General features: G+C 71.6%; 23 protein-coding genes. 12 read left to right on the top strand and 11 right to left on the bottom strand.

Translation table 11 applies throughout. The features are described from left to right. Positions 1-36 precede the first annotated feature (36 nt). Positions 37-2,118: an MDR family MFS transporter gene (locus ABD932_RS17270; protein ID WP_345013559.1), complete on the top strand. Its 2,082-nt coding sequence runs from the start codon at positions 37-39 to the stop codon at positions 2,116-2,118. A gap of 43 nt (positions 2,119-2,161) precedes the next feature. Further along, positions 2,162-2,611 (top strand): hypothetical protein, encoded by a 450-nt coding sequence (locus ABD932_RS17265; protein WP_345013557.1) that lies wholly within the window; start codon positions 2,162-2,164, stop codon positions 2,609-2,611. Here ABD932_RS17265 and ABD932_RS17260 read toward each other — a convergent pair. Beyond that, positions 2,601-3,347 carry a cobalt-precorrin-6A reductase gene (locus tag ABD932_RS17260; RefSeq protein ID WP_345013555.1) on the bottom strand — a complete coding sequence of 249 codons (747 nt, stop codon included), beginning with the start codon at positions 3,345-3,347 and terminating at the stop codon, positions 2,601-2,603. The two genes, ABD932_RS17265 and ABD932_RS17260, sit on opposite strands and share 11 nt — an antisense overlap. Positions 3,348-3,517: 170 nt before the next feature. On the opposite strand from ABD932_RS17260, the gene ABD932_RS17255 reads away from it, so the two are divergent. Continuing rightward, positions 3,518-4,984, top strand: a complete 1,467-nt coding sequence (locus ABD932_RS17255) for a hypothetical protein (protein ID WP_345013553.1) — start codon at positions 3,518-3,520, stop codon at positions 4,982-4,984. 33 nt (positions 4,985-5,017) lie between these two features. Beyond that, positions 5,018-5,830, top strand: a complete 813-nt coding sequence (locus ABD932_RS17250) for an HAD-IIA family hydrolase (protein ID WP_345013551.1) — start codon at positions 5,018-5,020, stop codon at positions 5,828-5,830. An 8-nt stretch (positions 5,831-5,838) separates the two neighbouring features. Here ABD932_RS17250 and ABD932_RS17245 read toward each other — a convergent pair whose 3' ends face one another. Together ABD932_RS17245 and ABD932_RS17240 are read right to left on the bottom strand one after the other, a co-directional pair. Then, positions 5,839-6,612 carry a sulfite exporter TauE/SafE family protein gene (locus tag ABD932_RS17245; protein ID WP_345013549.1) on the bottom strand — a complete coding sequence of 258 codons (774 nt, stop codon included), beginning with the start codon at positions 6,610-6,612 and terminating at the stop codon, positions 5,839-5,841. Between the two features lie 66 nt (positions 6,613-6,678). Then, positions 6,679-7,866 (bottom strand): thiolase family protein, encoded by a 1,188-nt coding sequence (locus tag ABD932_RS17240; RefSeq protein WP_345013547.1) that lies wholly within the window; start codon positions 7,864-7,866, stop codon positions 6,679-6,681. Positions 7,867-8,051: 185 nt separating this feature from the next. On the opposite strand from ABD932_RS17240, the gene ABD932_RS17235 reads away from it, so the two are divergent. The 5 genes from ABD932_RS17235 (at position 8,052) to ABD932_RS17215 (ending at position 11,319) form a co-directional block, all read left to right on the top strand. After that, positions 8,052-8,861 carry an alpha/beta hydrolase gene (locus ABD932_RS17235; RefSeq protein WP_345013545.1) on the top strand — a complete coding sequence of 270 codons (810 nt, stop codon included), beginning with the start codon at positions 8,052-8,054 and terminating at the stop codon, positions 8,859-8,861. A gap of 77 nt (positions 8,862-8,938) precedes the next feature. Beyond that, positions 8,939-9,421: a Dps family protein gene (locus ABD932_RS17230; RefSeq protein ID WP_345013543.1), complete on the top strand. Its 483-nt coding sequence runs from the start codon at positions 8,939-8,941 to the stop codon at positions 9,419-9,421. Positions 9,422-9,487: 66 nt separating this feature from the next. Continuing rightward, positions 9,488-9,820, top strand: a complete 333-nt coding sequence (locus tag ABD932_RS17225) for a DUF3140 domain-containing protein (RefSeq protein ID WP_345013541.1) — start codon at positions 9,488-9,490, stop codon at positions 9,818-9,820. Then, entirely contained in the window at positions 9,817-10,464 is a 648-nt protein-coding gene (locus ABD932_RS17220; RefSeq protein WP_345013539.1) for an HhH-GDP family DNA glycosylase, read from the top strand. The genes ABD932_RS17225 and ABD932_RS17220 overlap by 4 nt, the downstream gene beginning before the upstream one ends. A 48-nt stretch (positions 10,465-10,512) precedes the next feature. Then, positions 10,513-11,319, top strand: coding sequence for an SAM-dependent methyltransferase (locus ABD932_RS17215; RefSeq protein ID WP_345013537.1), 807 nt, complete (start codon positions 10,513-10,515; stop codon positions 11,317-11,319). A 60-nt stretch (positions 11,320-11,379) separates the two neighbouring features. Here the strand turns inward: ABD932_RS17215 and ABD932_RS17210 are convergent, their stop codons facing one another. From ABD932_RS17210 to ABD932_RS17175, 8 genes are all read right to left on the bottom strand, one after another. Next, positions 11,380-12,072, bottom strand: coding sequence for an SDR family oxidoreductase (locus ABD932_RS17210; protein WP_345013535.1), 693 nt, complete (start codon positions 12,070-12,072; stop codon positions 11,380-11,382). Then, on the bottom strand, positions 12,069-12,944 hold the full coding sequence (locus ABD932_RS17205; protein ID WP_345013533.1) for a cupin domain-containing protein: 876 nt from the start codon (positions 12,942-12,944) through the stop codon (positions 12,069-12,071). Before ABD932_RS17205 ends, ABD932_RS17210 begins: the two co-directional genes overlap by 4 nt. Continuing rightward, positions 12,941-14,293: an amidohydrolase family protein gene (locus ABD932_RS17200; RefSeq protein ID WP_345013531.1), complete on the bottom strand. Its 1,353-nt coding sequence runs from the start codon at positions 14,291-14,293 to the stop codon at positions 12,941-12,943. Before ABD932_RS17200 ends, ABD932_RS17205 begins: the two co-directional genes overlap by 4 nt. 22 nt (positions 14,294-14,315) lie before the next feature. Beyond that, positions 14,316-15,296, bottom strand: a complete 981-nt coding sequence (locus tag ABD932_RS17195) for an alpha-ketoacid dehydrogenase subunit beta (protein WP_345013529.1) — start codon at positions 15,294-15,296, stop codon at positions 14,316-14,318. Further along, entirely contained in the window at positions 15,284-16,261 is a 978-nt protein-coding gene (locus tag ABD932_RS17190; protein WP_345013527.1) for a thiamine pyrophosphate-dependent dehydrogenase E1 component subunit alpha, read from the bottom strand. The genes ABD932_RS17195 and ABD932_RS17190 overlap by 13 nt, the downstream gene beginning before the upstream one ends. Beyond that, positions 16,261-17,598: a M24 family metallopeptidase gene (locus ABD932_RS17185; protein ID WP_345013525.1), complete on the bottom strand. Its 1,338-nt coding sequence runs from the start codon at positions 17,596-17,598 to the stop codon at positions 16,261-16,263. The genes ABD932_RS17190 and ABD932_RS17185 overlap by 1 nt, the downstream gene beginning before the upstream one ends. A 45-nt stretch (positions 17,599-17,643) precedes the next feature. Then, positions 17,644-18,276 carry a helix-turn-helix domain-containing protein gene (locus ABD932_RS17180; protein ID WP_345013523.1) on the bottom strand — a complete coding sequence of 211 codons (633 nt, stop codon included), beginning with the start codon at positions 18,274-18,276 and terminating at the stop codon, positions 17,644-17,646. A gap of 88 nt (positions 18,277-18,364) precedes the next feature. Next, positions 18,365-19,546, bottom strand: a complete 1,182-nt coding sequence (locus ABD932_RS17175) for a sensor histidine kinase (RefSeq protein ID WP_345013521.1) — start codon at positions 19,544-19,546, stop codon at positions 18,365-18,367. Between ABD932_RS17175 and ABD932_RS17170 the strand changes: the two genes are divergently transcribed. The 3 genes from ABD932_RS17170 to ABD932_RS17160 are packed head-to-tail and all read left to right on the top strand — an operon-like array spanning position 19,545 to position 20,771. Next, positions 19,545-19,739, top strand: coding sequence for a hypothetical protein (locus ABD932_RS17170; protein WP_345013519.1), 195 nt, complete (start codon positions 19,545-19,547; stop codon positions 19,737-19,739). The genes ABD932_RS17175 and ABD932_RS17170 overlap by 2 nt on opposite strands. Then, a complete protein-coding gene (locus ABD932_RS17165; protein WP_345013517.1) occupies positions 19,697-20,068 on the top strand; it encodes a DUF4333 domain-containing protein in 372 nt (123 codons plus the stop codon). Before ABD932_RS17170 ends, ABD932_RS17165 begins: the two co-directional genes overlap by 43 nt. 19 nt (positions 20,069-20,087) lie before the next feature. Then, entirely contained in the window at positions 20,088-20,771 is a 684-nt protein-coding gene (locus ABD932_RS17160; RefSeq protein WP_345013515.1) for an ABC transporter ATP-binding protein, read from the top strand. Positions 20,772-20,784: the final 13 nt, after the last annotated feature.

Genomic DNA, 20,784 nt, shown 5'->3' with positions numbered 1-20,784 from the left:
CATGCGCCGCCGTCTCACCGCTGTGATCGTGGGGCCGTGACGCTCGCCGAGGAATCCGCCCCGCCCGCCGCCTCCCAGCCACCCGTGCTGGACCCGCGTCGGCGCAATGTCGTCTTCGTGACGATCATGCTGGGGATGCTGCTCGCGGCCCTCGACCAGACGATCGTGGGCACGGCGTTGCCGACGATCGTGTCGGATCTGGGCGGTGCCGAGCACATGTCGTGGGTGGTGACGTCGTACCTGCTCGCGGAGACCGTGGCGACGGTCCTGGTGGGCAAGTTCGGCGACATGTTCGGCCGCAAGGTGGTCTTCCAGGTCTCCGCGATCGTGTTCATCACGGGGTCGTTCCTGTGCGGTCTGGCCTCCAACATGACGCTGCTGATCCTCTGGCGGGCGATGCAGGGTGTCGGGGCCGGCGGTCTGATGGTGACGGCGATGGCGTTGATCGCCGACGTCATCCCGCTCCGGGAGCGGGGCAAGTACCAGGGCGCGATCGGCGCGGTGTTCGGTGTGGCGACGGTGATCGGACCGCTGCTGGGCGGGCTGTTCACCGACCATCTCACCTGGCGCTGGGCGTTCTACGTCAACGTGCCGATCGCGATCATCGTCGTCATCGCGGCCGCCCGGACCATCCCGGTGGTCAAGTCGGCCTCCCGGCCCGTCATCGACTACCTGGGCATCGGGCTCGTCGCGGTCGGCGCCAGCGCGCTGATTCTGGCGACGAGTTGGGGCGGCAACGAGTACGCGTGGAGTTCGGGCGTCATCGTCGGCCTGTTCGTCGGCGGTGCGGTAGCGCTCGGCCTGTTCTGCTGGGTGGAGACGCGGGCGGCCGAACCGATGCTGCCCATGCGGCTGTTCGCCAACCCGGTCTTCTCGGTCTGCTCCGTGCTCAGCTTCATCGTCGGTTTCGCCATGCTCGGCGCGATGACGTATCTGCCGACCTATCTGCAGTACGTCGACGGCGACTCGGCCACGATCTCGGGCGTGCGGACGCTGCCGATGGTGGCGGGCCTGCTCATCGCGTCGGTGTTCAGCGGCAACGTGGTCAGCAAGACCGGGAAGTACCGGGTCTTCCCGATCGTCGGCTCCCTGGTGATGGCGGTCGGGCTGTTCCTGATGTCCCTCATGGGGCCGGCGTCCGGCGCCTGGCTGGAGTCGCTGTACATGTTCGTGCTCGGTACCGGCATCGGTCTGTGCATGCAGGTCCTGACGATCGCCGTGCAGAACACCGTCGCCTACGCCGACCTCGGCACCGCGACCTCCGGTGTCACCTTCTTCCGTACGCTGGGCAGCTCGTTCGGCACGGCCGTCTTCGGCACCATCTACACCAACACGCTCACACCCAACCTCACCGACGCCGTCGAGACCGCAGCGCGGACGGGCAGCGGGCTCGATCCGACCGCCATCGCCCAGGCAGCGACCAGCCCGGAGGGCCTGCATGGGCTGCCACCGGAGGTCGCGGCCCCGATCGTCGAGGCCTACGCCGACACGCTGCAGACCGTCTTCCTGTGGACGGTGCCGGTCGCGGCGGTCGGCTTCGTGGTGGCCCTGTTCCTCAAGGAGGTGCCGCTGCGCGACAGTGCGCGGATGGGGTCCACCGACATGGGCGACGGGTTCGCGTCGCCGCACGACCCCAACGCCGAGCGGGTGCTGGAGGCGTCCGTCGGGAAGATCATCGGCGGCCTGCAGCCCGACCTCGCACGCCGCATCATCGCGGACTCCGACACCCGCCTCGACGTGGCCGGCGCCTGGGCGGTCATCCAGGTCGACCTGCTGACCCGCCTGGTCGGCCACGCCGGCCTCGGCATGATCGCCGCCCGCCGCCACATGCCCCCGGAAGTGCTTCTGCCGGTCTTCGACCGCATGGTCGACGAGGGCTACCTCACCCGCGACGGCTCCCTCCTCTCCCACACCGCGGCGGGCGCCCGCGAGGCCGAGGTCCTCGGCAAGGCGTGGGGCACCTGGCTCGAGGCCCGGGTGCACGAGGACATCGGCCGTCCCCCCGGCACGGATCTGCGCGCCGCGGTCCACACGATCGCCAAACGCCTGCTCCTCGAGGACCTGACCCACGGCCTGCCGAGCCGCACGAAGGAGCCGGCGCTGAGCGAGTCGCGCTGAAACCCGGGTGCGGCGTGCGGCGGTCCGCGGCGATACTCACGCCATGTCTGCCACGCCGGTGCGTTTCCGTGATCCCCTCAGCAAGGAGTACGAGTTCACCGACTCGATGCTGGTGCGCTGCCCGCGCTGCGACGGAATGGCCCACTTCGACAGGCGGCCCGCCCACGCTCCCGACGCCGACGCCGTGTCGTACCGGCAGCGGCGTCTCGTCTGCCCGTCCTGCGGCCTCGCACGGAACCCATCGTGTGCCCACCCTGTCCTGTGGCTCCGGACCCGGACCAGGCACGGAGAGGTGTGGGCCTACAACCTCGAACACCTCGACCTGCTCAGGCGGTTCGTTGCCGCATCGCTGCGGGAGCGGCCGCCCTGGTACGAGCACGGGCGGAAGATGACCTACGTCGCCCGTCTGCCCGCCTGGATCAAGCGGGCGAAGAACCGCGACGAGGTCCTGCGCGCCATCGACCGCATCCGCGCCTCGGTCGTCACGGGCTGAGGCCGAGCCGCTCCAGGACCCCCGCCATGTCCGGCACCGCTTCCGTGCCCGCCGGGAGCGGGGGGCGTCGTACGACGACGACCGGGAGGGTGAGGCGGCGGGCGGCGGTGAGTTTGGCCGAGGTCGCCGCTCCGCCGCTGTCCTTGGTGACCAGGACGTCGATGCGGTGCTCGTGCAGAAGGGCCGTCTCGTCGGTCACCGTGAACGGGCCGCGGGCCAGGAGCACTTCGGTGTGCGGGGGCATCGGGGGCTCGGGCGGGTCGACGGAGCGTACGAGGAAGCGCAGGTCCGTGAGGTGGGCGAAGGCCGCCAGACCCAGGCGCCCGGTGGTCAGGAAGACCCGGTGACCGAGGCTCGGCAGCAGCGCGGCGGCCTCGTCGAGCGACGCGACCTCGTGCCAGTTGTCCGCTGGGTCCGGTCGCCATCCCGGGCGGCGCAGGACCACCGCCGGCACGCCGGTCGCCGTCGCGGCTTGCGCCGCGTTCGCCGTGATCGACTCGGCGAAGGGGTGGGTGGCGTCGACGACGGCGTCGACCTGCTCGGAGCGCAGCCAGTCGGCCAGGCCCTCCGCCCCGCCGAAGCCGCCGATCCGGACCTCCCCCTCGACCGCGCCAGGCCGTGACACCCGCCCCGCGAGGGAGGTCGTGACCCGGACGCCGGGGTGCGCCGTGAGCGCGGCGGCGAGTTCGCGGGCCTCGGTGGTGCCGCCGAGGATCAGGATGTGGCGGGGGGACATGGGGGGAGCGTACGAGGTCGGTCGCGGGGAGCGGGACGCCGGGTTCGTGCGCTCGGGGCATCGATGAACACTATGAACACAACTTTCAGATCGTGGTTCCCCACCCCGTCGCTCTCTAGCATCGCGGCGCACGGCTCGACGACGCGCCGACGAGGACGAGGAGCAGCGTCTTGGACTGGACGAGAACGCATGCACTGATCCGCAGGTCCGTCCCCTCGCAGGACCGGCGGCGTACGACGCTCGCCGCCCTCCTGGCCGGCGCCCTCACCGTCGGCATCCTCGTCGGCGCGTCGAACGCCCGGGGCGAGACTGCGGCACCGGCGCACGCGGACTGCCCCGCCGGCCTCGTCGGCAGGGCCGACTGCTACACCGGCCGCGACACGGAAGGCGCCTACTACGCGATCGCCGTGCCGCGGGACTGGAACGGCTCCCTCGTCGTACATGCCCACGGCGGCCCCGATCTGGGTGCCGGGTCCGACCCCGCCCGCAGCCTGGACGACCTGGGCCGCTGGTCGGTGATGGTGAAGGAGGGCTATGCCTGGGCGGGTTCGTCGTACCGCCGGGGCGGCTACGGGACACGGATGGCCGCCGCCGACACCGAGAGCGTGCGCCGGCTGTTCGTCGCGGAGTTCGGCGAGCCGCGGCGGACGTATGTGCACGGCCAGTCGTGGGGCGGGAACGTCGCGGCGAAGGTTGTAGAGACCTACGGCGGGCGGCACGGGGCGTACGACGGGGCGCTGCTCACCAACGGCGTCCTCGCCGGTGGCTCACGCGGCTACGACTACCGCGTCGACCTGCGTGTCGTCTACCAGTACTACTGCGGTAACCACCCGCGCCCGACCGAGCCGCGGTACCCGCTGTGGCAAGGGCTGCGCGCCGGCTCGACCATGACGGCCGCTGGGCTGCGCGCCCGGCTGCAGGAGTGCACCGGCTACGCGTCGGCGCCCGAGGAGCGGACCGCGCTGCAGCAGCGCAACCTCGACGACATCCTGGCCGTGACGAGGATCCCGGAGCGCACCCTGGAGTCGCATCTGCGGTTCGCGACCTTTACGTTCCGGGACATCGTGCACGAGCGCCTCGGGGGCCGGAACCCGTTCGGCAACCGGGGTGTCCGCTACTCCGGGTCGCACGACGACGAGGCGCTCAACGCCGGTGTCGAGCGGTTCGCCCCCGACCCCAGGGCCGTACGGGATCTGTCCTACGACAGCGATCTCACCGGCAAGGTCTCGGTCCCGGTGCTGACGCTGCACGCGATCGACGATCCGACTGCGTTCGTGGAGCACGAGGCGGCGTACCGGGCCACTCTGCGCGGGGCCGGTCGGGCCGGGCAGCTGGTGCAGACGTTCACTCGGGAGCGCGAGCACAGTGAGCTGAGTGATGCCGAGTACGCCGCGTCCGTCGACGCCCTGGACGCGTGGGTGGGCGAGGGGAAGAAGCCCACGCCGACGTCGGTGGCCGCGTCGTGCGGCGGCTTCGACGAGACGTACGGCAGCGGCTGCTTCTACGACACCGGCTTCCGTCCGGGTCCGTACGCCTCGCGCGTCGAGCCGCGGCCGGGCGGGCTGCGGTGGCCGGCCATGACGGTCGTTCAGGAGCGGGCGTGGAGCGGGATCGAGGGTGTCGGGATCGCTCCCTGAGCGAGGCCGGCCGGGCCGGTCTATCGTCCTGGCATGGGATCCGTACGTGCCGTCCTCATCGACATCGACGGGGTCCTCACCGTCTCCTGGCAGCCGCTGCCGGGGGCGGTCGAGGCGTTGCGGGAGATCCGTGCGGCCGGGCTCGGTGTGGTGCTGGTGACGAACACGACCTCGCGGACGCGGGCGTCGATCGCACGCACGCTGACGGACGCGGGGTTCGCGGTGTCCGCCGAGGACATCCTGACGGCGCCCGCCGTCACCGCCGCGTATCTCGCCGAGCACTGCCCGGGGGCACGGTGTGCGCTGCTGAACAGCGGGGACATCGCGGAGGACCTGGGCGAGGTCACCGTCGTAGGCGAGGACGAGGGCGGCGACACCGCTCCGGACGTCGTGGTGGTCGGGGGAGCCGGGCCCGAGTTCGGCTACGCGGCGCTCAACCGGGCCTTCGGGCATCTCCAGCGCGGGGCGCGCCTGGTGGCCATGCACCGGAATCTCTACTGGCGTACGGACGAGGGGCTGCAGCTCGACACCGGCGCCTTCCTGGTCGGCCTGGAGAAGGCCGCGCGGGTCGAGGCGGAGATCACGGGCAAGCCGTCGGCCGCGTTCTTCGAGGCGGCGCTGGCGCATGTGGGGGTCGGGGCGGACGAGGCGGTGATGGTGGGCGACGACATCGAGTCCGATGTGCTGGCGGCACAGCGGGCCGGTGTGACAGGCGTGCTGGTGAGGACCGGGAAGTACCTTCCTCAGACGCACCGGGCCGCGAGCGGCACACCCGACCATGTGATCGACTCGTTCGCCGATCTGCCCGCGCTGCTGGGGGAACTGCGGGGATCCGCACAGCGATAGCCGGGGTGTCAGCGCAGCAGCAGTTGGAGGCCGCCCACGACCGTCGCGGCGATGACGAGCTGCTCGAACAGCCGCTGGTTGATCCGGCCCACGGCCCATTTGCCGATCAGCGCGCCGGGTACGACGAAGATCACGAGGGCGGCGTCGAGCAGGAGCGAGGGTCCGTCGATCAGGCCCAGTCCGGCGCTGAAGGGCACCTTGGAGACGTTGACGATCAGGAAGAAGAAGGCGGAGGTCCCCAGGAAGCCCAGCTTCCGGAAGCCCGCCGACAGCAGGTACATCGACATCACCGGGCCGCCCGCGTTGGCGACCATCGTGGTGAAGCCGCCGAGGACACCGTACGAGCGGGCCTTGACCCGGCCGGCCCGGGTGGTGACGGAGTCCGGTTCGTCCTCCTTCTCCGCCGTACGGCGGCGCCATACCGTGACGGCCGCCATCAGCAGCAGGATCGCGCCGATCGAGGTACGGACGATCCCGTCGTCCGCCCACACCAGGAACAGCGTGCCGAACACGACGCCGGCCGCGACCGCCGGGAACAGGCGCCACAGGGTGGGCCAGTGGGCGTGCCGTCGGTAGGTGAGGACGGCGAGCACGTCACCGGCGATCAGGATCGGCAGGAGGACGCCGGTGGAGGCGCGGGCGGGCAGTACGGCGGCGAAGATCGCCAGGCTGACCGTGTTGGCCCCGCTCACGGCCGTCTTGGAGAAGCCGACGAGCAGGGCCGCGAAGGCGAGCGCGGCGAATTCCCAACCTGTTATGTGCCAGAGGTTCATCGTGTCCATGCGGAGACCGATGGTATGTGCAGACAACAGGTACTGGTAAGGACCGTCTCGCCAGTCGGGAGACCGCTAGTGCCGCTCGACCAGCACCGCGCTCCCCTGCCCCACCCCCACGCACATGGTGGCCAGTCCCCGCTCCGCCCCGGTCCTGCGCATCCGGTGCAGCAACGTCGTGAGGATCCGGGCGCCGGAGCAGCCCAGTGGATGCCCCAGTGCGATCGCGCCGCCGCTCGCGTTGACCAGCTCGGGATCGATGCCCAGCTGGTCCACGCACGCGAGTGCCTGGGCCGCGAACGCCTCGTTGAACTCGGCCTCCTGGATGTCGGCGATCGCCCAGTCGGCGCGGGCCAGGGCCTTGCGGGTGGCGGGGACCGGGCCGATGCCCATGACGTCGGGGTGGACACCGGCCGAGGCGCCGGCGACGTAGCGGCCGAGGGACTCCAGGCCCAGTTCGTTCAGGGCCTCCTCGCTGACCAGGAGCAGTCCGGCCGCGCCGTCGTTCATCGGTGAGGCGTTGCCCGCGGTGACGCTGCCGCCTTCGCGGAAGACCGGCTTCAGCCGGGACAGCTTCTCGTACGACGTGTCCTCGCGGATGCACTCGTCGCTGTCGACCAGCACCCCGTCCGGGCGCCGCACCGGCAGGATCTCGTCGTCGAAGTGGCCGTTCTTGCGGGCGTCGGCGGCCCGTTGGTGGCTGCGCAGCGCGAACTCGTCCTGCCGCTCGCGCGGGACGCCGTACCGCTCGGCGACCTCCTCGGCCGTCTCGCCCATGGCCAGCAGGCCGTGCAGTTCCTTCATCGCCGGGTTGACCAGGCGCCAGCCGAGCCGGGTGTCGAAGGTCTCGACGCGGTGGGGCAGCGCCTCGTCGGGGCGGGGCAGGACGAAGGGCGCGCGGCTCATGGACTCGGAGCCGCCGGCGAGCACGATGTCGGCCTCGCCGGCCGCGATGGTGCGGGCCGCCGTCGTGACCGCCTCGAGGCCGGACGCGCACAGGCGGTTGACCGTGGCGCCGGGGACCGACTCGGGCAGGCCGGCCAGCAGTGCGGCCATGCGGGCGACGTTGCGGTTGTCCTCGCCGGCCTGGTTGGCGGCGCCCCAGTAGACGTCGTCGATACGCGCGGGGTCCAGGGCGGGCACATCCGCGACGAGGCCCCGGATCACGGTCGCGGCGAGGTCGTCGGGCCGTACCGACGACAGCGCTCCGCGGAGTTTGCCGATGGGGGTGCGGCGGGCGGCCGCGAAGTGGACGGGACGCACGACAGGTCTCCTGACCGGGCAGTATGGATCGGCACCCATTTAATTAGCACCGCTAGTTTTGGACTATAGACCGACCCGCCGCACTCTGGGAAGACCGACCTGCCACACCCGGGGAACACCGACCCGCACCTGCGAAGATCCCTTCCGGACACCTTCACCGACGCAGCCGGAGGGTACGAGAAGACATGGCCGACACCCGTGAGCACACCTTCGCCGGACGCCGGGGATCGATCGTCGTACGCGAATGGCCGACCCCTCGGCCCCGGTACGTCGCACTCGTGACCCACGGCTACGGAGAGCACGCCGGCCGGTACGCCGAGGTGGCGGAGGTCCTCGTCGGGCACGGTGCGGCCGTGTTCGGGCCCGATCATGTCGGGCACGGGAAGTCGGCGGGCGAGCGGGTGGTGATCGAGGACTTCGAGGACGTGGTCGCCGATGTGCACGCCGTCGCCGAGCTGGCCCGGGCCGCGCATCCGGGCGTACCGGTCGTCATGATCGGGCACTCCATGGGCGGGCTGGTCGCGGCCCGTTTCGCCCAGCTCCACGGCGCCGAGCTCACCGCACTCGTCCTGTCCGGGCCCGTCATCGGCGACTGGGAGCTGCCCCGGCGCCTGCTCGCCCTCGACACGATCCCCGACACCCCCATCAACCCGGCCGCGCTCTCCCGCGACCCCGAGGTGGGCGCGGCGTACGCGGCGGATCCGCTGGTCTGGCACGGCCCGATGAAGCGGCCGACAGTGGAGGCGTTCGCCCGGATGCTGGACACCGTGTCCGAGGGCGGCGGTATCGGGCGTGTGCCGCTGCTGTGGCTGCACGGCGACGACGACCGCCTGGTCCCGCTCCCCGGCAGCCGCACCGGCATCGAGGAGTTGCGCGGGGAGGACTGGACCGAGCGCGTGTATGCGGGTGCCCGGCACGAGGTGTTCCACGAAACCAACAAGGCGGAGGTGTTCGCGGATCTCATCCAGTTCCTGGACGGCGTGCTCACCCACTGAGACACGCCGGTTTGCACCGGTTCGCGCTGGGCACTCGCGCCCCCATGGAGCCAAGCACCCAGAAGGAGGAGCTCGGTATGACTGTGGTCAGGAGCACGCTCCCCGAACCGGCCCGCCGGGTGGCGGGAGACGCCTTGCAGAGCACCCTCGTCGATCTTCTCGGGCTCTCGCTGATCGGGAAGCAGGCGCACTGGAACATCGTGGGCCCGCGCTTCCGCTCGATCCATCTCCAGCTCGACGAGATCGTGTCGGTGGCCCGCTCGTACGCGGACACGGTCGCGGAGCGCTCCGCCGCGCTCGGCGTCCCGCCCGACGGACGGCCGGAGACCATCGCCGCGGCCTACACGCTGCCCAGCCCCAAGGAGGGCTGGGTGCGCGACAACGAGGTCGTCCAGCTGGTCGTGGACACGCTGGATGCGGCCATCGGACGGCTGCGCGAACGCATCGACGCGACCGCGGAACCGGACCCGGTGACGCAGGACCTGCTGATCGGCATCACGAGCGAGCTGGAGAAGCAGCGCTGGATGTTCGACGCGGAGAACTGGCCGCGCGCCGAGTGACACGGCCGTACGCGGAGAACAGCACGCCCTGACGCACAGAGCCCTACCCGGGAGAAGGGGCACACCGTGACCGACGCCCTCGAACTCGACACGCTGTGGCAGGACTTCCACCGCGTGGTGAACATGACGTCGCAGGAGCTGGCCGCCTGGCTGCGGGTCAGTGACGCGGACGAGGACACCGAGCCACTGCCGGACCAGGCCGGCACGCCCACCGGCCAGCACGTCCTCGCGATCCTCCAGAAGCGGCGGACGGACCTCACCGACGACGACATCCAGGTGATGTACGACGTCGTGGACACCGTCACCGATGAGGCGGACCTGGAGAACGAACCCGAGCCGGAACAGACCCGCCGTCGGCATCAGTTGATGACGATCGGCCACGACCCGCTGAGGCCGTGAGCGACGGCAAGCGCGTCGTACGGGAACTCGTACGCGCGCATGGGCAGACGTTCGCCGAGGAGGCGGGCATCCCGCTGAGGAACACCCCGCAGCCTCTGTACCGGCTGCTGGTGCTGGCCCATCTGCTCAGCGCCCGGATCCGCGGCTCGATCGCCGTCGACACCGCCCGCGCCCTGTACGACGCGGGCCTGCGCGACCCGCGCCGCATGGCCGACGCCTCGTGGCAGGAGCGGGTGGATGCGCTGGGCCGGGGCGGCTACCGTCGCTACGACGAGCGCACCGCCACCCAACTCGGCGATACTGCGGCACTGTTGACCGATCGCTGGGGCGGCGACCTGCGGCGGCTGCGGAAGGAGGCGGACGGCGACGTCCCCGAACTGCGCCGTCTGCTCCGGGAGTTCCCCGGCATGGGCCCGGCCGGCGCCGACATCTTCCTGCGCGAGGCCCAGCGGGTCTGGCCGGAAGTGGCACCCTACCTGGACGGCAAGGCCCTCTCGGGCGCCGAGCGGCTCGGTCTGACCAAGGACCCGGACCGGCTTACCGCCCTAGCCGGGAACACCGAACCGGCCGTGCTCGCCGCGGCGTTGGTGCGTGCCTCGCTCGACAAGGAGGTGGCCGAAGACAGCCTCCGCCGGGCCGCATGATCGTGTCAGACTGCTCGGACACGCCGCTGTCGAGCAGAGGAGACCCGTGTGACCGGGACCGAGCCGGCCGTACCGCTCATCGACACGAGCAGACCGCATCCGGCCCGCGTCTACGACTGGTTCCTCGGCGGCAAGGACAACTACCCCGTCGACGAGGAACTGGGACGCCGGATCACCGCGTTGCAGGGCGACGCCCCGCGGCACGCGCGTGCCAACCGCCGGTTCATGGCACGGGCCACGCGGGCGGTCGTCCGGGAGACGGGGATCCGCCAGTTCCTCGACGTCGGTTCCGGCATCCCGACCGAGCCCAACCTGCACCAGGTCGCCCAGTCCGTCGTCCCGGACGCGCGGGTGGTGTACGTCGACAACGACCCGATCGTCCTCGCTCACGCGCAGGCCCTGCTGAGCGGCACTCCGGAGGGCGCGACCGAGTATGTGCAGGCCGATGCACGCGAGCCGGAGTGGATCCTCGAACGGGCCGCGTCCGTCCTCGACTTCGACCGGCCCGTCGCGCTGTCGCTGGTCGCGCTCCTGCACTTCATCGCGGACGACGACGGCGCCCACGACCTCGTGGACACTCTGGTGGGCGCGCTGGCGCCGGGCAGCTGTCTGGTGCTGTCGGCGATGACAGCGGACTTCGATCCGGAGAACGTCCACCGGGGCATCGCCGCCTACGCGGCGAGCGGGGTGACGCTCGTGGCCCGTTCGCACGCCGAGATGGGGCAGTTCTTCGAGGGACTCGCACTGCTCGAACCGGGGATCGTCTCCCTCTCGGACTGGCGGCCCGACGCGGGCGAGAACGGGGAGAAGGAAGGGCCGGTGTCGCTGTACGGCGCGGTCGGCCTCAAGCGCTGAACCGTCCCCCCGGCTCGGCCGGACGACCGCTCGGCCGGACGACTGCAGCCGGCAGGCTGCTCAGCCGAGCAACCACCCACCGTCCACGGCGAGTTCCACCCCGTTCACCGACCGGTTGCGCAGCAGGAAGTCCACGGCGTCCACCACGTCGCCCATCGTGGCGAGCCGCCCGGTGGGTGTTCTGGCGCGCAACCCGGCCCGCACCTCCTCGGGTTTGCCCAGCCAGTACGGGCTGTCCCCCACGACCCCCGGATGCACCGCGTTGACCCGTACCGGCGCCAACTCGACCGCGAGGGTGTTCACCAGGCCGCCCACCCCCGCGTTGACGGTCGCCACCGTCGTCGCCCCCACATACGGGCGCTCCTTGGCCTGACCGCCGAACAGCACGATCGCGCTGTCGTCGTGCAGCCGACGCCGCAGGGTGTGCACGACCTCGGTGTAGCCGACGAGCTTGAGCGTGACGAGCCGCAGGGCGGCGTCGATGTCGTACTCGGCGACCCGGTTGTCGTCGCGGGACACGCCGGCGATCACCAGGTGGTCGACCCGTCCGACGTCGGCCAGCGCGGCGGCGATCTCCCGCGGCCGGGACAGATCGAGGGCGATGCCCCGGGCGGCGCCGGCCTCCTTCGCCACCGTGTCGGCGCGATGCGCGTCCCGACCCGTGAGCACCACCTCGTCGCCCCGCCCCGCGCGGAAGCGGGCGAACTCACGGCCGATCCCGGACGTTCCGCCGACGACCACCACACTGCTCATGACCCCAGGGCCTCCCTCAGGTACTCCCAGTCCCGCGTGAACCGGTAGGAGTGGCGCGACGGCGGCTGCGGCGCCTGTGTCTCCAGCCAACGCACCGGCCCCTCCCCCGCGTTGGCGAATCCGTGCACACATCCCGCCCCTGCCCAGGCGAGGTCCCCCGGCCCGAGCCGATACCGCTCGCCGTCGAAGGTGGCGTCCACGACGCCCTCCAGGATCAGGTACGTCTCCTCGAAGGGGTGGTCGTGCGTGCCCGCGACGCCGTCGGGGGCGTACTGCACCATGAACATGGTCGAGGCGACCGCGCCGAGGTCGCCGTCGACCATCATCTTCACGGTGATGCCGCTGTACACGAGCAGCGCGGTGCGCATGCTCGCCGACACCGCGAGCAGGTCCTGGGCCTGCTTGCCGGGGTCCATCTGCGCGGGTTCGAAGTGGCCGAGGGACCGGGTGCGCGGGTCGCGGACGTCGATGCGGACGGGGTCGCGGGCCGGCAGCGCGGGGACGGCCTGGGTGTCGTGGCCGTAGCGGGCGCGCGGCACGGGGGCGAGCATGTCGGCCCAGCTTCCGGCGGTGTCCCCGGCGCCGCGCCAGGCGTGTGGGACGCCGGTCGGGAGGAGGCCGTAGTCGCCCTCCTCGAGGAGGTACGCCCCCTCGGGCACGTCGAGGATCACGGCCCCGTCGAGCACATGGAAGCTCTCCTCGTACGAGTGCACATGCGCGGCGACCCGGCCGTCGGGCCGTATCTCGCACAGCCCGAAGCCGGTGTGCACACTGCCGTCGCCCTCGCCGACCAACTCCCGCCGCCGATGGCCGAGTTCGTCGTACGGCGGCTCCGGGACGTCGGCGGCCCGGCGCACCAGGTGTCGGGTCATGCGGCGCTCTTCGCCTCCTTCGCGGCCAGCAGCCGCTCGCGGGACTCCTGGACCAGTCGCCGGGCCCGGTCGACGTCCGCGACGAGCCTGCCGTCGCGCTTGTGGATCACGCCGTCGACGATGACCGTGTCGACGTTGGAGACGTCCGCCGACAGCGTCACGGCGGCGGCCGCGTCGTGCACCGGGGCGACGTTCAGGGCGGTGGCGTCGATCGCGACGACGTCGGCGCGCTTGCCGGGGGTCAGGGAGCCGGTGCGGTCCTCCAGACCCGCGACGTGTGCGCCGTTGCGGGTGGCGATCCCCAGCATCTGACGGGCCGTCAACATGGTGTCGGGGACGGGCAGATTGGCCTTCCAGCAGTCGGCGTTGACGCGGGCCCGCTCGGCGCCGAAGGCCGCGCGGATCTGGGTGAACATGTCGCCGGGCACGGTGGTGACGACATCGATGCTGAGCGACGGCCGCAGTCCGAACTCGATTGCCTTCATCACGGGTGGCCAGCCGTGCCCCATCTGCACCTCCACCTGCGGCGCGATCGACACCGTGCCGCCGCTGTCGGCGACCATCTGCCACTCCTCGTCACTGAAGTAGCAGCAGTGGACGTAGGTGGTGTCGGCCCCGAGGAGCCCCAGGTCGTGCAGCTGCTTGACCATGCCGAAGCGGCCCGCCAGCCGGCCCATCGCCACATGCACCGTGATCGGGATGTCCAGCTCGCGGGCGAGACCCCACTCGGCGGTGACGACGTCGTTGAGGCAGAAACCGGGGCCGCGGGTGGCCAGGGCCATGGTCAGCAGACCGTCGGCGGAGGAGAAGTAGCTGCTGCGGATCCGCCGTACGTCGTCGCCCGGGATCGCGATCTTGCTCTCGAACCAGTAGTCGGCGAGAGAGGTGTTGGCACTGCCGTACGCGTACTGGGCGCGGATGCCGCTCTCCGTGAGGCCCTGGATCGCCGCGTCCGGGTGCTCGGGGGTGTTGTTGATGTGCGACCAGTCGACGAGAGTGGTGATGCCGGCGTTCAGGCACTCCAGCGAGCCGGCGAGGTTGGCCGCGTACACGTCCTCGGGGGTGTACAGCGGTGCGAAGGTGTCGAGGATGTCGACGAAGTAGTCGTCCAGGGTGGCGTCGGGGGCGACGTTCCGGATGGACGCCTCCCAGGTGTGCCGGTGGGTGTCGACGAAGCCGGGGATCACGATCCGGCCGGTCATGTCGAGCACTTCGGCGTCGGCGCTGATCTCCCGTTCCACCGCCGTGATCCTGCCGTCCTCGATGAGGACGTCCCCCTGGGGCAGGTCCCCGATGTCGGGGTCCATCGACAGCACGTGCCCGGCTCGCAGGAGTATCCGATCGGTCATCGCCCTTCCTCCCATGGGGTGTTCAGTAAGCGGCGAGTCCGCGTACGGCCGCCACGACCTTGTCGACGGTGGGGATCACGCGCTCCTCCAGCGCGTCGGCGAACGGCAGCGGGACGCACTCCCCCGCCACCCGCCTGACCGGCGCGTCCAGCAGGCCGAACCCCTCGTCGGCGACGACCGAGACGAGCGTGGCGCCCCAGCCGCCCTGGTACGGGTTCTCCTCGACGGTGACGAGCCGCGAGGTCCGCCCGAGCGAGGCCAGCACGGTGGCGACGTCCAGCGGCACCAGGCAGCGCAGGTCGACGACCTCCGCCTCGACGCCCTCGCCGGACAGCAGCTCGGCGGCCTTCAGCGCGACCGGCACCATCGAGGCGAGCGCGACGAGGGTGACATCGGCGCCCTCGCGGACGACGGCGGCACGGCCCAGCTCGACGAGGTGGTCCGGCGGCGCGGGCGCGCCTTTGGAGGCGAGGAGCCCCTTGTGTTCGAAGAAGACGACCGGGTCGTCGCTGCGGATCGCCGCGGCCATCATGCCGATCACGTCGGCCGGGGTCGCCGGTGCGGCGATCTTCAGCCCCGGGATCGTGAACGCCCAGTTCTCGGTGGCCTGGGAGTGCTGGGCGCCGAAGCCGAGCCCGCCGCCGTTGGCGGTGCGCACGACGAGCGGGACGGTGACCTGACCGCCCGTCATGTAGCGGACCTTCGGGATCTCGTTGGCGAGGTAGTCCCAGCAGCAGGCCAGGAAGTCGGAGAACATGATCTCGGCCACCGGCCGCATCCCGGTCATCGCAGCACCCATGGCGGCGCCCACGATGGCCTGCTCGGAGATGGGCGTGTCCCACACCCGCTCGGGCCCGAACTCCTTGAGCAGCCCGACGGTCGTCTTGAACACACCCCCTGCCTCGCCGATGTCCTCGCCCAGGCACACCACGGACGGATCGCGCCGCATCTCCCGCGCGATGCCCTCGGCGACCGCCTCCCGGTAGCTGATCACGTCCGCCACGCCGCACCTCCGTCCGCCCATACGTCGGTCAGCGCCTCGCCCGGATCGGGCGACGGGGCGGCCTTCGCGGCCTCAACCGCCTTTCGTACGACGGCACTCGCTCGGTCATCGGCCTCGGCGACCGTCTCGGCCGGTACCCCCATCTCGACCAGCCGCCCGCGCGCGAGGTCCAACGGGTCGTGCTTCAGCCAGCGTTCGACCTCCTCGGCCGGCCGGTAGGTCGCCGGGTCGGCGCGGCTGTGCCCGAAGTGCCGGTAGGTCTGTGCCTCCAGCAGTGCGGGCCCGTCCCCTGCCCGGGCCCGACCCGCCAGCCGGGCCACCGCCTCCTGGACGGCGACGACGTCGTTGCCGTCCACCACCTCGCCCGGGATGCCGTACGCGGGCGCCCGGTCGGCCGCGGGCCTGGCCACGGCCGTGACGTCGGCGATCGGCGTGTACTCCATGTACAGGTTGTTCTCGCAGACGAACAGCACCGGCAGCTTCCACACGGCGGCCAGGTTGAGCGCCTCGTGGAAGGCGCCGATGTTGGTGGCGCCGTCGCCGAAGAACGCGACCGCGATCTGGTCGGTGCCGCGCAGCCTGGCCGACCAGGCGGCGCCGGCGGCCATCGGGAGGTGGGCACCGACGATGGCGTAGGAGCCGAGCATGCCGGTGGACGCCTTCGTCAGGTGCATGGAGCCGCCCTTGGCCCGGCACAACCCCGTCGCCCGGCTCATGAGTTCGGCGAGGCACTCCTGCGGGGTGGCACCCCGCGCCATCGCGTGGTGATGTCCCCGGTAGGTGGCGAAGACGTAGTCGTCGGGGCGCAGGGCGGCGCTCGCGCCGACCGCGATGGCCTCGTGTCCGGCGGCGAGGTGGGTGGTGCCCTTGACCAGGCCCTGGAGGAACAGGTCGTGGGCGGCCTTCTCGGTACGGCGGATGACGGCCATCTGCTCGTAGGCGGCGAGGAGTTCGGCCCGGTCCATCAGCGCGGCCCGTCGCCGTGCGGGGTGTTGAGATGGGACTGCGACTCGCGTCGGGTGTTGAGTTCGCCGCCCACCGTCCAGTACTTGCGGCCCGCCACCAGCAGTTCCTCCGCCGGGAACTTGGTGATGACCTCGCAGCCGTCGGCGGTGACGACCAGCTCCTCCTCGATCCGGGCGGCGGACCAGCCGTCGGCGGCGGGCCAGTAGGTCTCCAGCGCGAAGACCATGCCCTCTTCGAGGACCTCGGGGTGGTCGAGGGAGACGAGCCGGCTGAAGATCGGCTTCTCCCAGATGGACAGGCCGACGCCGTGCCCGTACTGGAGGGCGAAGGCGGCGGTCTCGTCGGCGAAGCCGAACTCCTCGGCGCGGGGCCAGACCTGGACGATGTCGGCGGTGGTGGCGCCGGGGCGGACCAGGGCGATGGCCTGGTCCATGTACTCACGGCAGCGCACGTAGGCGTCGCGTTGGGCGCGGGAGGCGCTGCCGACGGCGAAGGTGCGGTAGTAGCAGGTGCGATAGCCGAGGTGGCTGTGCAGGATGTCGAAGAAGGCGGGGTCGCCGGGGCGGATCAGGCGGTCGCTGTAGACGTGCGGATGGGGTGAACAGCGCTCGCCGGAGATCGCGTTGACGCCCTCGACATACTCGCTGCCGAGGTCGTACAGCACCTTGCTGACCACACCGACGCACTCGTTCTCGCGCACGCCGGGGCGCAGATGGCCGTACAGCTCCTCGTATGCCGCGTCGACCATCGCGCAGGCCTGGGTGAGCAGGGAGATCTCGTCCGGGGTCTTCAGGCGGCGGGCCTCCAGGAAGACCTGCTGGCCGTCGACGACGTCGAGGCCCTCGGCGCGCAGGGCGGTGAGGACCGGCATCTCGGCGACGTCGATGCCGAGCGGCTCGCCGGCCAGGCCGTGGGCGCGCAGCTCGGTGGCGATCTTCGCGGCGACGTCCTCGGCGATGCCCGCGTCCGGGTGGAAGGCGCCGCGGAGCGTGGAGATGCCGGCGCGGGCGCCGGTGGGCGGGCCCTCCTTGCCGTCGCTGTAGTCGAGCCACGGGTTGTAGAGCTGGTGGTGGCGGGCGGCGGAGCCGAAGTCCCAGACCACCGGTTCGGCGCCGCGCACCAGCAGGGCGAAGCGGATCAGCTTGTCCATCGCCCAGGTGCCGATGTGCGTGGCGGTCATGTAGCGGATGTTGGCGAAGTCGAAGCTGAGCACCGCGCCCAGCTCGGAGCGGTTCAGGGTCTCGTTGAGGCGGGCCAGCCGCTGCCTGCGCAGCCGGTCCAGGTCGACGCGCTCTTCCCAGTCGACGGCGTTGGGTCCGAATGTGTGGATCGCCATGGCGACCACCCCCACCTCGGAGTGAACGTCCGCGTGCCGCGGGTGTCAAGTACCACTGAACACGCACCAGACGCCCACGGCCGGTACAGCACCATCATTGCGGTAGCGATGCGGGGTCGTCGACTCGAAGCAGACCGCGTCGCCGGGACGCAGTGTGTGCTCCTCGAAACCGAGGGTGAGGATCAGCTCGCCCGAGGTCAGATAGCCGTACTCGGTGCCCGTGTGGCGCATGAGGCCGCCGGAGCTGGAGGATGCGCCGCCGGGCCGGTACGTCACCAGCAGGAAGTCCACGTCGGTGCCGGGGACATGGCCGAGACGCTCCCATGTGACGCCCGAGTCCAGCTCCAGCACCTCCCGATCGCCCGGTGCCACCAGCGGGCCGATGCGGCGGCCGGGGTCGGCGGCGAAGGCGGCCAGGGCGTGCACGACGGTGCCGGGGGCCGGCAGCGACGCGGCAGCGGACTCGCCCGCCTCGAAGAGGGACTCGACGGAGATGCCGAGGGCGGTCGTGATGGCGTACAGGGTGCTGACCGAGGGCTGGCTCTTGCCGTTCTCGATCTGCGAGACGAGGCTCGCCGACATGCCGATCTCACGGGCGAGCGCCCGCAGGCTCGTGCCGCGCGCGAGGCGTGCCTGCCGGATGCGCTCGCCGAGAGGCGGAACGGCGGCGGGGGGCATGGGCGGCTCCTCTCGACGGACCGTGCACGGACCAGAGGCCGTTCGCTCTCATTGAACAGCAGGGGAGGCTGTTCGGTACCACGGTCCGTCAGGACTTCCCCACCGGAAACACCGCCCGCACCTCCCACCCCACCCCGCCCCGCGGCCCGGCGTGCAGGTCGCCGCCCAGCGCGGTCACCCGCTCCTTGAGGCCGACCAGGCCGAAGCCGCCGCCGTGGGCGGCCGCGGGAAGCTGGGTGCCGCCTCTGCCGTCGTCCGCCACCGACACCTCCAGGCGGCCGGCGTCGTCCCGCAGGCGGACCTCGATGTGTGCGGCGTCGGCCGCGTGGCGGCGGATGTTGGTCAGCGCCTCCTGGACGACCCGGAAGGCCGCGGCCTGCACCTCGTGAGGCAGGTCGTCGGAGACGGCGGGGTCGCGGCGCAGGGTGACCTGCTGGACCGGGCTCGCGAAGCCGTCCGCCAGGTCGGCGATGCCCGCCAGGTCGCCGACGGGGCGGCGCTCGGCCGACTCCTCATCGGTGTCGCGGAGCACGCCGACGGTGCGGCGCATCGAGGCGAGGGCCTCGGTGGCGGCGCGCTCGATGCCGGCCAGGACCGGGTCGAGCTCCTGCGGCTGGGTCTGCGCCATCATGCGGGCCATCTGCGTCTGCACGAGGATCCCGGTGACATGGTGGGCGACGAAGTCGTGCAGGTCGGCGGCGATGGCGAGGCGTTCGGCGCGCCGGGTCTCGCTGACGGCGAGCGTCCGCCGGTAGTCCATGGTGCGCAGGTAGACGGCGAGCCCGGCGAATATGCCGATCAGTACCACGCCGAGCAGCATGAAGCCCTGCGCGTCCCCGCCGACTGACCGGGCGAACCGCACCGGCAGCAGGAGCAGGGCGACCGCGTCGAGGACCCCGCAGATCACGGCCCAGCGCGGCGGGCAGTGCCGTACCGCGACGAACAGCGTGCACAGCAGGATCAGGGCCTCGCCGGGACCGAACATGTTCTGCGCCCCGGCCAGCAGGGAGCCCACCGTGTACAGGGCGGAGGCGAGGGCGGGCACGGCGGTGCGCACCTGCGGGGTGAGCCACTCGGGCCGCCGCTCGTCCGGCCACAGCAGAGCGGCCAGACCCACCGACAGGACGGCCAGGGTCGGCCAGACGGGGCCCGCCGTCGGTATGACGCTCGTCCCGTCGGACCCCGCGTAGAGGACGTCGACGACACAGGCGGCGAGCAGGAGGCCGACGGCGAAGCCACGGGCACAGCCCCGGGGAGAAGCAGACTTCATGCCGATCACGGTAGGCGAGGCCGCGCGGGGCGGGATCGGCCGTTCGGCCGAGGGGCGCGTCGCCGACTCCGGCCTTATGGCCGAGGTGCGTGCCCGGGCCCGCGGGCGAGGGTGGTGGCGCATCCTCACCACGGACATCTGGAGCACTCGATGCAGCGCAGCAAGTTCGCCGTCGGCGTCGTCGGCGGAGTGAGCGCCGTGGTCGCGCTGGGCGGCCTCGGCACATATCTGTTCGGCGGCACCGAGTCGACCACCGGCCTGGACGGGTACAGCACGGCATCGGTGGGCGGCCACCGGGCGCTCGCGGCGGACATCGTCGCGATCCGCACCCAGAGCAAGTACCACCCGCTGCCCTGGGTCGGCGACAAGCTCTCCTCCGTCTCCTGCCCGACCGGCCTCAAGGCCGTGGCCGGGGCCTCCATCACCTGCACCGGCAGGAAGAGCGACGGCGAGGTGGTCCGCATACCCGTCCGTGTGACCGAGGCCGACGCCCAGAGCGTCACGTGGAAGTTCGAGCGCTGAGAAGGGGCGACGACACAACATGAGCACCGTCCTGGCCGGCTACGGCCTCGTCAAGAAGTACGGCCCCACCACCGCCCTGGCGGGTGTGGACGTGGAGGTCCGCGAGCGCGACTCGCTGGCGATCATGGGCCCGTCGGGGTCCGGCAAGTCGACCCTGTTGCACACCCTCGCCGGGATCATCCGGCCCGACGGCGGTGAGGTGTTGCTGCGTGGCGAGCGCGTGGACAGGCTGAGCGAGAACAAGCTGAGCGATCTGCGCCGCAAGCGGTTCGGGTTCGTGTTCCAGTTCGGCCAGTTGCTGCCGGAACTGCCCGCCGAGGAGAACGTCGCGCTGCCGCTGATGCTGGAGGGCATACCCCGCAAGCAGGCCGTCGCCCGTGCCCGCCGCTGGTTCGCGCCGCTGGGCCTGGAGGGCCTGGAGCAGCGCCGCCCCGGACAGCTCTCCGGCGGCCAGGCGCAGCGCGTCGCCATCGCCCGCGCGCTGGTCGCCGAACCGGACGTGGTCTTCGCCGACGAGCCGACCGGAGCCCTGGACCAGCGCACCAGCGAGGAGGTCGTCCAGCTGCTGACCTCGGTCACCCGCGCCTCCGGAGCCGCGCTGGTGATGGTCACCCACGACGCCGACGTCGCCGCCCACTGCGACCGGATCCTCCAGGTCCGCGACGGCCGGATCAGCAACTACAGCCAGTTCACGGTCGCCTGACCGCGCCAACCAC

The organism is Streptomyces shaanxiensis, assembly GCF_039537145.1.
In the GTDB taxonomy this organism is placed as follows: Bacteria; Actinomycetota; Actinomycetes; order Streptomycetales; family Streptomycetaceae; genus Streptomyces; species Streptomyces shaanxiensis.
Note: the sequence above shows the minus strand (reverse complement) of the source record. Positions and strands in the feature narration are given on the sequence as shown.